Annotated in this window: 12 protein-coding genes; all 12 read left to right on the forward strand. The window is 68.1% G+C overall.

Going from position 1 to position 11733, the window contains the following annotated elements; genetic code table 11:
* Positions 1–127: 127 nt before the first annotated feature.
* Positions 128–982 (forward strand): hypothetical protein, encoded by an 855-nt coding sequence (locus tag E1285_RS06460; protein WP_243722600.1) that lies wholly within the window; start codon positions 128–130, stop codon positions 980–982.
* Positions 983–1144: 162 nt separating this feature from the next.
* The gene (locus E1285_RS06465; RefSeq protein ID WP_132149067.1) at positions 1145–1990 is read left to right on the forward strand and encodes an LppX_LprAFG lipoprotein; all 846 of its coding nucleotides are present in this window, start codon (positions 1145–1147) and stop codon (positions 1988–1990) included.
* Positions 1991–2292: 302 nt separating this feature from the next.
* On the forward strand, positions 2293–2868 hold the full coding sequence (rplJ, locus tag E1285_RS06470) for a 50S ribosomal protein L10 (RefSeq protein ID WP_132149069.1): 576 nt from the start codon (positions 2293–2295) through the stop codon (positions 2866–2868).
* Between the two features lie 52 nt (positions 2869–2920).
* A complete protein-coding gene (rplL, locus tag E1285_RS06475; protein ID WP_132149071.1) occupies positions 2921–3310 on the forward strand; it encodes a 50S ribosomal protein L7/L12 in 390 nt (129 codons plus the stop codon).
* A 637-nt stretch (positions 3311–3947) separates the two neighbouring features.
* On the forward strand, positions 3948–5057 hold the full coding sequence (locus E1285_RS06480; protein ID WP_132149074.1) for an ABC transporter ATP-binding protein: 1110 nt from the start codon (positions 3948–3950) through the stop codon (positions 5055–5057).
* Positions 5057–5908, forward strand: a complete 852-nt coding sequence (locus E1285_RS06485) for an ABC transporter permease (RefSeq protein ID WP_132149076.1) — start codon at positions 5057–5059, stop codon at positions 5906–5908. Before E1285_RS06480 ends, E1285_RS06485 begins: the two co-directional genes overlap by 1 nt.
* An 83-nt stretch (positions 5909–5991) precedes the next feature.
* Complete coding sequence (locus tag E1285_RS06490; RefSeq protein ID WP_347814059.1) at positions 5992–6756, forward strand: ABC transporter permease; 765 nt, start codon at positions 5992–5994, stop codon at positions 6754–6756.
* 7 nt (positions 6757–6763) lie between these two features.
* Entirely contained in the window at positions 6764–8071 is a 1308-nt protein-coding gene (locus E1285_RS06495; RefSeq protein ID WP_132149081.1) for an MCE family protein, read from the forward strand.
* Positions 8068–9099: an MCE family protein gene (locus E1285_RS06500; protein ID WP_132149083.1), complete on the forward strand. Its 1032-nt coding sequence runs from the start codon at positions 8068–8070 to the stop codon at positions 9097–9099. Before E1285_RS06495 ends, E1285_RS06500 begins: the two co-directional genes overlap by 4 nt.
* Positions 9100–10182 carry an MlaD family protein gene (locus tag E1285_RS06505; RefSeq protein ID WP_132149085.1) on the forward strand — a complete coding sequence of 361 codons (1083 nt, stop codon included), beginning with the start codon at positions 9100–9102 and terminating at the stop codon, positions 10180–10182.
* 14 nt (positions 10183–10196) lie between these two features.
* Complete coding sequence (locus tag E1285_RS06510; protein WP_243722601.1) at positions 10197–11471, forward strand: MCE family protein; 1275 nt, start codon at positions 10197–10199, stop codon at positions 11469–11471.
* Positions 11468–11733: MlaD family protein (locus E1285_RS06515; RefSeq protein ID WP_207946443.1), on the forward strand; the 266-nt coding region annotated here is incomplete at its 3' end. The genes E1285_RS06510 and E1285_RS06515, both read left to right, overlap by 4 nt.

The raw sequence follows: 11733 nt of genomic DNA on the forward strand, positions 1-11733 counted from the left end.
GCGCGTCCGCCCGTAGCCCCTAGGTCGTACGCTTCGTTCGGCTGTTCGTACCACCGGGGGATGTGGCGCTGTTAGCGCGCCGACAGACTGGGGACACCAGCAGGGCGACAAGGGAGGCTCAACCCTCATGAACCGACGACTCGTGGTGGCGGCCGGCGGCACCGCCGTGAGCGCCGCGCTCCTCCTGACCGGATGCGGCGGTGGTGGCACCGAGAGCACGGAGAACATGCGGCTCAGCGCCAGTGAGGCGCTGCTGAAGACATCGAAGAAGACCGGTGAGGCCGACACGTTCAAGGCCGACCTCACGGTGACCGGCACCGACGCGGGCGGCAACGGCGAGATCCATGCCGACGGGCAGTTCCAGCTGCGTCCCGAGCTGAAGTTCAGCGCGAAGCTGGACGAGGTCAGCCGCGGCGGGAAGACGCTTCCCGGCGCCAACGGCCAGGCGCTGTTCACCGGGAACGTCCTGTACGCGAAGGTCCCGAAGCTCGGCCAGTTCGTCAGCGGCGGCAAGCCGTGGGTGAAGATCGACGTGAACGAGGCGTCGCAGCGCACCGGGTTCGACGTCCAAAGCCTGGTCAACCAGGTGCAGAAGGTGGACCCGGCCGAGCAGACGAAGATGTTCACCGGTTCCAAGGACGCCCGGCGGGTCGGCACCGAGTCGGTCGACGGGGTCCAGACGACGCACTACACCGGGACGGTGACCGTCCAGGACGCGCTGAACCGCCTCGACGCGGAGGCGCGCGAGGACGTCGGCAAGTGGCTGCCGAAGGACAAGGCCAACGGCAAGATCAATTTCGACCTGTGGACGGACGGGGAGAACCTGCCCCGCAAGCTCGTGTCGAAGACGAACGGCTCGCAGGGTGAGAACGGCACGGTGACCGTCCTCTACAGCGACTACGGCGAGTCGTTCACCGTGAATCCGCCGCCGTCCGACCAGGTCGGGCAGCTGTCGCTCGGCTCGTTCCTCGGCGGGAACTGACCTTTACGGTACATCCGAAAAAAACAAGTAAGACCAGCACATTAGCCATAAGAGGACAGTGCGAACATCGAGGATCTCCTGGGCGTCTGACCTAGCATTCGACCCAAATGCCCCGGCGCACACATAGCGGGCCGGGGCAAGCAGAGCAAGGAGACCCCCACGATGATCCGTCGTTTCGCCACGGGCGTCGCGCTGGCCGCCGGCCTCGCCCTCTCAGTGACCGGCTGCGGTGAGGCCGGGAACACGGTGGACGAGGCCGGCGAGAACCTCAAGCTCACCGCCTCGCAGGTGCTCGGCAAGGCCGCGGACAAGACTGGAGAGGTCGACTCTTTCCAGGCGGGCGTGTCGTTGAAGGTAACGGGCTCACCGCAGGGCGACATCACGCAGAACGGCACGATGAAGTACCAGCTGAAGCCGGAGCTGGCCTACAGCATGTTGTTCGACGAGATATCGGTTGCCGGCAAGTCGTTGTCGGGCGGCGAGCAGCGCCTCGTGGGCCAGAACATGTACATCAAACTGCCCGCGCCGACGGACGGCGGCGGCGTCCAGTCTTCCAAGCCGTGGGTCAAGATGTCGCTGGACGCGATCGGTCAGAAGTCCGGGTCGGGCATCGGCTTCGACAAGCTGCTCCAGGAGTCGCGCGATATGGACCCGCTGCAGAACACCGTGCTGCTGACCGCGTCCAAGGACGTGAAGAAGGTCGGTGAGGAGACGGTGGACGGGGTCGAGACGACCCGCTACACCGGGACATACCGTACGGAGGACGCGATCGCGAAGCTTCCGGCGGAGTCGCAGGACGCGTACCGCAAGAGCGTCGGCGCGTCGGGCATGAGCCAAGCGCACTTCGACCTGTGGGTGGACGATGAGCAGCTTCCCCGCAAGCTGGCGGTAAAGGCGGACAGGTCCGCCGCGGGCTCCATGGCAATGACGATCACGTACCGCGACTACGGAAAGCCGGTGCAGATCGCCGCGCCGCCGGCGGGCCAGGTCACCGACATGCCGGGATGATGCGCGGACCCGGCGGTTGACGCACGACCGGCCAACGGGCGAGGGACTGCACTCCGAAAGGGGACGGTCCCTCGCCCGTTCCGCTGATTTGTTAAAGCAGGTTCCCAGCACGTACCCTGTTCGGTGCCGAAGACCGCCGGTCGTCACCTCATGCCGAGGTGACCGAAGGTCCCGATTCGTTCGGGCGGCCTGCGCAGGTGAGACGAGAGCTTCCGCTTGGCCTCCGTGCCTTGCCTGGACGCCCCGTGCGCCTGCGCCGGGGCGTTTTTTGGTACCCACCCAGGTAATCGGAAGGAGGCCGGATGGCCAGGGCCGATAAGGACGCGGCGATAGCCGAGCTCAAGAACGAGTTCGAGAGCTCCAACGGCGCCGTGCTGACCGAGTACCGCGGGCTGTCGGTCGCGCAGGTGCAGGAGCTGCGCGGCAACCTCGGCGAGACCGCACGGTTTCGCGTGGTGAAGAACACGCTGACCAAGCGCGCCGCGAACGAGGCCGGTGTCGACGAGCAGTTCCACGACCTGCTCGTGGGCCCGTCCGCCATCACGTTCGTCCGGGGCGACGTGGTCGAGGCCGCCAAGGGCCTGCGTGATTTCGCCAAGGCCAACCCGCCGCTGGTGATCAAGGGCGGGTTCATCGACGGCCGGGCGATGAGCGCGGCCGAGGTCACCAAGCTCGCGGACCTGGAGTCGCGCGAGGTGCTGCTCGCGAAGCTCGCGGGTGCGATGAAGGGCTCGCTGTCCAACGCGGCCGCGCTCTTCAACGCGCTGCCGACGCAGACGGCGCAGCTCGCCGAGGCGCTGCGCGCCAAGCGCGAGGCAGGCGGCGAGACCGCCGAGGCGACCGCCGCCGAGGCGCCTGCCGAGGCATCCGCCGAGTAGGCATCCGCGGTTCCGTAATCCCCAGTTTTCAAGCCATAGCGGAGGAAAGATCATGGCGAAGCTCAGCACCGACGACCTGCTCGACGCGTTCAAGGAGATGACCCTTCTTGAGCTCTCGGACTTCGTGAAGCAGTTCGAAGAGGTCTTCGACGTCAAGGCCGCCGCGCCGGTCGCGGCCGTCGCCGCCCCCGCGGGCGGGGCCGCCCCGGCCGAGGAAGAGGCCGCCGCGCAGGACGAGTTCGACGTCGTCCTCGAGGGCGCCGGCGACAAGAAGATCCAGGTCATCAAGGAGGTTCGCGCGCTGACGAGCCTCGGCCTGAAGGAGGCCAAGGACCTGGTCGACGGCGCGCCGAAGCCGCTGCTGGAGAAGGTCAACAAGGAAGCGGCCGACAAGGCCAAGGAGGCCCTGGAGAAGGCCGGCGCGACGGTCACCGTCAAGTAGGGCGCTTCAGAGCCGGAGGGCCCGCAGGGCTCCACCGCTCCTCAGGAGGCGGTCGTTCCACCACGGTGGGACGGCCGCCTCTTTCGTTTCCTGGAGGCTTTCCGCGTTCCCCGGAGGCCGGCAGCGGGCCCTCTTCGAGGACGTACGGATCGTGTTCGCCGTCCGCTGACAGAGCGGTTGTCGCTAGGGGTGAAGGGGCGGTCGGGCGGCCGTCGATTTCCTGTGCGGGAGTGATAAACGTCTGTGGGAAACCGTGTGCCCGCGCGGGTTGTGCGGTTCTCGGGACGGCGCGTAGCGTCCCGTTCCGACGCTGTGGCCACAGGAGGGCCGCCTTGTCACGGTGGCCGCGACGGAGCCGTCCGGTCCCCGGTGAACAGCACGACCCGCTTGAGACGCCGGTTCTTGGACCGCTAGTCTCATAGGCGCGTAAGTAACGATTGTCTTACGACGTCGCATTTAGCCGCTGATCTGGGGAGGATCCCCTTCCATTTGGACGCGGGATCGCTACGGTAGTGGCACCCGTCACGGCTACCGGACGGTAGTAAGAGGGCGGACACACGGTGTGACGAGAGAAGAGCCTGAGAGCTAACTCGCTCATTGGTTCGGGATTCCCCCCGGCCTGGACGAAAGGTGACGAGTGGGCGTCGAGATCAGAGTCGAGGGCCTCACCAAGTCCTTCGGCCGACAGACCATCTGGCAGGACGTGTCGCTGACGGTCCCCGCAGGAGAGATCTCCGTTCTCCTCGGCCCGTCCGGAACCGGCAAGTCGGTGTTCCTGAAGTCACTGGTCGGCCTGCTCAAGCCCGACCGCGGGCACATCTGGATCGGCGACCGGGACCTCCCGCGCCTGCCGGAGGCGCAGCTCTACGAGACCCGCAAGCTGTTCGGCGTGCTGTTCCAGGACGGCGCCCTCTTCGGGTCGATGAACGTCTACGACAACGTCGCCTTCCCGCTGCGCGAGCACACCAAGAAGTCCGAGTCCGAAGTCCGGCAGATCGTGATGAACAACCTCGACCTGGTCGGGCTTCTCGGTGCGGAGAAGAAGCTCCCGGGCGAGATCTCCGGGGGCATGAAGAAGCGCGCCGGCCTGGCCCGCGCGCTCGTGCTCGACCCCGAGATCCTCCTGGTGGACGAGCCGGACTCCGGCCTCGACCCGGTCCGCACGTCCTACCTGAACCAGACGTTCGTCGACCTGATCTCCGAGATCAACGCGACGCTCCTGATCGTCACCCACGACATCAACACCGCCCGGACCGTCCCGGACAACATCGGCCTGCTGTTCCGCCGCGAGCTGGTGATGTTCGGTCCGCGCGAGATGCTGCTGTCCAGCGAGGAGCCGGTCGTCCGGCAGTTCCTCAACGCCCGCAAGGTCGGCCCGATCGGGATGTCGGAGGAGAAGGACGTCTCCGAGCTGGAGGCCGAGGCCAAGCTGGGCGACGACCCGGGCAAGCTGCCGCCGATCCCGCCGCAGCTCATGACGAGCAACGGCCGGGTCCGCCGGGGCCAGCACGCCCCCGGTGCCTGGTGCGCCGCGCACGGCGTCACCCCGCCGCCCGGCTCGTTCATCGACGACCTGGGCCGCAACTGGGTCGAGGAGTGGCCGCGGTACGTGGCGTCGATGGCGCCCGCGGGCGGCCCGCCGCCCGCCGCCCCGGGCGGGATGCCGCCCGGCGGTCCCGGCGGCCCCGGTGGCCAGTTCCCGGGGAACCCGCCGCCCGGCCAGTACGGGGCGGGTGCCGGGTACTGATGTCCACTCCTGGTATCGGCGCGGACCAGCGAGGGGACGGGAAGGACGAGGGTTCTTCCACGACGCTCCGCAAATTCGGGGACGGCGCCGCCAATGTCGCGATCCGGGAACCGGGCCGGTTCTTCGCCCTGTGCCTGGACACGTTCCGGGCGCTGTTCAAGTGGCCGTTCCAGTGGCGCGAGTTCATCCAGCAGTCGTGGTTCATCGTCAGCGTCACCGCCATTCCCACGATGCTGGTCGCCATTCCCTTCGGGGGCATCCTGTCGCTGCAGGTGGGCGGGCTCATCCGGCAGCTCGGCGCGCAGTCCTACACCGGTGCGACCGCGGTCGTCGCGATCGTCCGGGAGGCCAGCCCGCTGGTCACCTCGCTGCTGGTGGCGGGCGCCGCCGGGTCGGCGATCTGCGCCGACATCGGCTCCCGCAAGATCCGCGAGGAGATCGACGCGATGGAGGTGCTGGGCATCAACCCGCTGCACCGCCTGGTCGTGCCGCGGATGCTCGCCTGCGCCTTCGTCGCGCTGTTCCTGAACGGGCTCGTCTCGGTGGTCGGCCTGATGGGCGGCTACTTCTTCAACGTCATGCTGCAGGACGGCACCCCGGGCGCCTACCTGGCCTCCTTCAACGCGATCGCGCAGCTGCCCGACCTGCTGCAGGCCGAGTTCAAGGCGTTCGTCTTCGGAATCACGGCGGGACTGGTCGCCTCGTACAAGGGGCTGAACGCCAAGGGCGGCCCGAAGGGGGTCGGTGACGCGGTCAACCAGACCGTCGTCATCACCTTCATGCTGCTCTTCCTGGAGAACTTCCTGATCTCCGCGCTGTACTTCCAGTTCGTCCCGTCGAAGGGCATGTGATGGCTGCCCCAGGAAAGACGGGAAAGACCGTCACGAAGGCGGTGAACGCCCCCTTGCAGCGGCTGGACGACTTCGGGCACCAGATGTCGTTCTACGCCCGCGCGTTCGCGTGGACGTTCCGGGTGCTGCGCCGCTACCGCAAGGAGGTCCTGCGGCTGCTGGCGGAGGTGAGCCTCGGCACCGGCGGCCTCGCCGTGATCGGCGGCTCGGTGGTGATCGTCGGCTTCATGACGTTCTTCACCGGCAGCCAGGTCGGCCTGCAGGGCTACGAGTCGCTGAACCAGATCGGCACGGCCGCGTTCACCGGGTTCATCGCGTCGTACTTCAACACCCGCGAGATCGCGCCGCTGGTGTCGGCGCTGGCGCTGTCGGCGACGGTCGGCTGCGGGTTCACCGCGCAGCTCGGCGCGATGCGGATCTCCGACGAGATCGACGCGCTGGAGGTCATGGCCGTCCCGTCGATGCCGTTCCTGGTCACGACCCGGATGCTGGCCGGGATGATCGCGGTCATCCCGCTGTACATCGTGGGCCTGCTGGCCTCCTACGGCGCGACGCGGCTGATCGTGACCGTTTTCTACGGGCAGTCGACCGGCACCTACGACCACTATTTCCATTTGTTCCTACCGCCGAACGACATCTTGTGGTCGTTCGCAAAAGTAATCATATTCTCGGTGCTGGTGATGCTGATCCACTGCTACTACGGCTACCACGCGAGCGGCGGCCCGGCGGGCGTCGGCGTCGCGGTGGGCCGCGCGGTGCGCACCAGCATCGTCGTGATCAACGTGACCGACCTGCTGCTCGGGATGGCCATCTGGGGCACCGAACCCGGCGTCCGGATCGCGGGGTGACGGCGCGATGAGCGAACGTGTGCGGTTCCGTGTGCTCGGCCTCTCGATGATCCTGGTGATCGTCCTGCTGCTGGCGCTCACCGTGGCCCTGTTCAACAAGGCGTTCACCCCGGTGACCGAAGTGACGGTGCGCGCCGAGCGCGCCGGCCTGCAGTTGCTGTCGCACTCGGACGTCAAGGTGCGGGGGCTGATCGTCGGGGAGGTGCGCGGCACCGACGCCACCTCGCAGGGCGCGACGCTGCACCTGGCCCTCGACCCGGACAAGGCGAAGCTGATCCCGCGGAACGTGCAGGCGCGGCTGCTGCCGAAGACGCTGTTCGGCGAGAAGTACGTGGACCTGCACGTCCCGGAGCAGCCCGGCCCGCTGGGCGTGCCCGAGGGCGCCGTGATCCAGCAGGACCGCTCGCGGGTCGCCGTCGAGATCGACAAGCTGCTGAACGACCTGCTGCCGCTGCTGCAGGCGGTGAAGCCGGCGGAGCTGAACGCGACGCTGAACGCGCTGGCGACGGCGCTGCAGGGCCGCGGGGAGCAGCTCGGGCAGAACCTGGAGCAGGCGGACGCGCTGCTGAAGAAGATCAACCCGGAGCTCGGGACGCTGGTCCACGACCTGCACGGCCTGGCGGACGTGTCCGACATCTACCACGCCGCGGCGCCGGACCTGCTGCAGACGCTCCGCAACCTCAACGTGACCAGCCGGACGATCACCGACAAGACGGCGACGATCGAGCGGCTGATCCCGGCGACGACCGCGCTGGCGCAGGACGGCGACGCGTTCATGCGGCACAACGGACCGAAGATCATCGGCTTCAACATCGCGAACCGCGACGTGCTGAGCGTCGTCGCCCGGTACTCGCCGTCGCTGCCGTGCGTGCTGTCCGGGCTGATGAAGCTCAAGCCGGAGGCCGAGCGGGTGGCCGGCGGGGGCGGATCCAAGACGTTCAACCTGACCGTCGAGATCGTCAAGCCGCGGCCGGGCTACAAGAACCCGCTGGACCTGCCGGAGGTGAAGGACCAGCGCAACCCGCGCTGCTACGGCCTGCCGAACCCGAAGGTCCCGTTCCCGGACTACCTGGCGCTGGACGGCACGCAGGACGACCTGTGGTGGAAGGACCCCGACCCGCCGAACGCGCCCGCCGGCGGCCGCGGCCGGGCGATGTCGAACGTCTTCGTCGACCCGGGCTCGATGAGCGAGAAGGAAAAGATCAAGAATGTCGTCGGGCCGATGACGCGGACCCCCGCCGACCAGGTCTCCGATGTGTCGGCGCTGATGTTCGGCCCGCTGCTGGGTGACGGATCGGTGGTGACGATCAAGTGAAGACGACGAGTGCGCTGGTCAAGCTGACGTTGTTCGTTGTGGTCACCTCCGTCGCCACCGGCATCCTGGCGATGACGATCTCCAACGTGCGGTTCCGGTCCACCAACAGCTACAAGGCGATCTTCTCGGACGTGACCGGGCTGCTGGAGAACGACGACGTGCGCGTCGCCGGCGTCCGGGTCGGCCAGATCGAGGACATCGAGCTCTACAAGGGCCACCAGGCCGAGGTGACGTTCAGCGTCCAGGACGACGACGCCCTGGAGGCGGGGCTGCCGACGTCCACGCAGGCGCACATCCGGTACCGCAACCTGATGGGCCAGCGGTACCTGGCGCTGGCCGACGGCGCCGGCCAGGCCAACAGCTACCTGGACCCCGGCGACACGATCCCGATCGCGCAGACCAAGCCGGCGCTGGACCTGACGACGCTGTTCAACGGCTTCCGGCCGCTGTTCCGCGCGCTGGAGCCCGATGACGTCAACACGCTCGCCATGCAGATCATCAAGGTGCTGCAGGGTGAGGGCGGGACGATCAACAGCCTGCTCGCGCACGTCGCGTCGCTGACCAACACGCTCGCCGACCGGGACCGGGTCATCGGCCGGGTGGTCGACAACCTGAACACCGTCCTCGGCACCATCGACGACCGGCACGACGAGGTCAACCAGCTGATCCTGGACCTGCGCGGGTTCGTCAGCGGGGTGTCCGGCGACCGCCAGGCGATCTTCGACTCGGTGTCGGCGATCAACGACCTGACCGGCACCACGCAGGACCTGCTCGTCGACGCGCGTCCCGACATCAAGAACGACATCGCCGGGCTGCGCAAGCTCACCGGGACGTTCAAGGACAACCGCCGCGACCTCGACGAGGGCCTGAAGCGGACGCCGAAGCGGCTGGAGGGGCTGATCAACATCTCCTCCTACGGGTCCTGGTTCAACATGTACATCTGCGGCCTCGACGCGCGCGTGCGGCTGCCGGGCGGACCCGTCTACCAGACGCCGGCGATCGTGAACGAGAACGCGAGGTGCAAGTAGATGAGGGTCTCGTTCCGTGAACGCAACCCGACCCCGGTCGGCCTCATCGGGTTCGCGGTCATCATCGCGCTGGTCGTGCTGGCGATGAACCTGGGCAACATCCCGCTCATCTCCGGCGGTGAGACCCGCACCGCCGCGTTCAAGGAGGCCGCGGGGCTGAAGGCGGACGAGGAGGTCCGCATCGCCGGCGTGAAGGTCGGCGAGGTGAAGGAGCTGGAGCTGGACGGCGACCACGTCAAGGTCACCTTCCGGGTGGACGACGGGGTGGATCTCGGCGACCGCACCGAGGCCAGCATCAAGATCAAGACGGTGCTCGGCGCGCACTACCTGGAGCTCATCCCGCGCGGGAAGGGCGAGCTCGGCCGCAGCATCCCGATCGAGCGGACGCACGTCCCGTTCGAGGTCGTCCCCGCGATCAGCGAGCTGAGCCGGCGGGTCGGCGCGATCGACGTCGAGCAGGTGGCCAAGTCGTTCGACGTGCTGTCGGACACGTTCAGGAACTCCCCCGAGGAGGTCCGGGCGTCGCTGCAGGGCCTGCGGCGGCTGTCGGACACGATCGCGTCCCGTGACGAGGAGCTGCACGAGCTGACCGGCAAGGCCAAGGACGTGTCGAAGCTGCTCGCCGACCGCAACCAGGACTTCGCCGCGCTCGTCCAGGACGGCGACAAGGTGCTGCGGGCGGTGCAGGCCCGGCGCGACGTCATCCACCAGCTGCTGATCCGGACCGTGACCCTCTCCCAGCAGGTGAACGCGCTGATCAAGGAGAACGAGAAGCAGCTCCGGCCGATGCTGGACAACCTGTCGGCCGTCAACGACGTCCTGCTGAAGAACCAGAAGAACCTGGACCGGATCCTCCAGCTGTTCGCGCCGTTCGCCCGGCAGTTCGCCGACGTGACCGGCACGGGACGCTGGTTCGACTCCTGGATCCAGAACCTCATCCCGATCCCCGCCTCGATCGGGGACGCCCCGGCCGCCGGCGGGAACCAGACCCACCGGCAAGGCGGCCAGACCGGCAACGGCAGCGGCAACGGCAACGGCCAGACCGGCGTCACCGGTGACAACCCGTTGCCGTTCCTCCCCTGATCAGGCAGGTTCACGTGCGCAATTCAGCAACCATCCTTCGCCTCGGCGGCGCGATACTCGCCGTCGCAGTGCTGGCTGCCGCGCTCCTGCTGGTGTTCCAGAGGGAGGAGCAGCGCCACATGACGGCGTACTTCACCAAGACCGTCGGCCTGTACGCGGGCGCCGACGTCCGCATCCTCGGCATCCCGGTCGGCGAGGTCACCAGCGTCGACCCGGTCGGCGACTCGGTGAAGGTCGGGCTGAAGTACGACGCCAAGTACAAGGTGCCCGCCAACGCGCAGGCGGTCATCATCAACCAGACGCTCGTCGCCGACCGCTACATCCAGCTCACGCCCGTCTACAAGACCGGCCCGGTGCTGGCGGACGGGGCGACGCTGACGGTGAGCCGCACCGCGGTCCCGGTCGAGATCGACGACATCGGCGGCAGCCTGAACGACCTCAGCAAGGCGCTCGGCCCCGAGGGCGCCAACAAGCCCGACGAGGACGGCACGGGGTCGCTGTCGGAGCTGCTGAAGGTCGGCGCCGACAACCTGGAGGGCCAGGGCGACGACATCCGCGCGACGATCGAGGACACCTCCAAGGCGCTCAGCACGCTCAGCACCAACCGCGGCGACATCGCCGAGACGATCAAGAACCTGCGGGTCATCACCGACGCGATGAAGACCAACGACCAGCAGATCAAGTCGTTCAGCGGGCACCTCAACCAGGTGTCGGGGCAGCTCGCGGGGGAGAAGGAGGAGCTGAGCGCGGCGCTCAACACCCTCGCCCCGACGCTGCGCAACGTGCAGCGGTTCGTCAAGGACAACCGCAGCGAGCTGGCCTCCAACGTCCGGCAGCTCGCCCAGATCACCGGCGTGCTGGTGAAGGAGAGGGAGGCGCTGGCCGAGATCCTCACGGCCGGCCCGCTGGCCGTCAACAACCTGGCCCGCGCCTACGACCCGATCAGCGGCACGATCCACACCCGCAACAACTTCCGCCAGTTCCACGACCTGGCGGACTGGGTCTGCTCGCTGGCCTACTCGGTCGGTACGCCCGCCAAGGAGTGCCTCGACTTCGTCGAGCCGTACAACGGCATCGGCAAGGCGCTGACGGGCCTGCACCTGGACCTGTCCTGGATCACCGCGCTGACCACGCACTACGACCCGGTGCCGATCCCGCCGGACGCCTACGGCCCGCAGGGCCCGCCCAAGTCGGCGAACGGCGGCGGTGGCGGCGCCCGGAACAACGCCGCCGCGCCGCAGAGCCGGACCAACGACCTCAACGCGCTGATGCCTGGAGGTGGCCGATGAGCACGACACGGCGCGTGCGCCGGGCAGGACGCCTCGCCGGCCGCCGCGCGCGGCTGTTCGGCGTCGCCGCGGTCGCGGGAGCGGCGGCCCTGTCGGGCTGCTCGTTCAACGGCGTGTCGTCGCTGCCGCTGCCCGGCGGCCCCGATCTCGGGCCGAACCCGAAGACCGTGAAGATCGAGTTCTCGAACGTGCTGGACCTCGTCCCGCAGTCGGCGGTCAAGGTCAACGACGTGTCGGTCGGGCAGGTCGAGGAGATCGACCT

Origin of the sequence: Actinomadura sp. 7K507 (genome assembly GCF_004348425.1) — a bacterium.
In the GTDB taxonomy this organism is placed as follows: domain Bacteria; phylum Actinomycetota; class Actinomycetes; order Streptosporangiales; family Streptosporangiaceae; genus Spirillospora.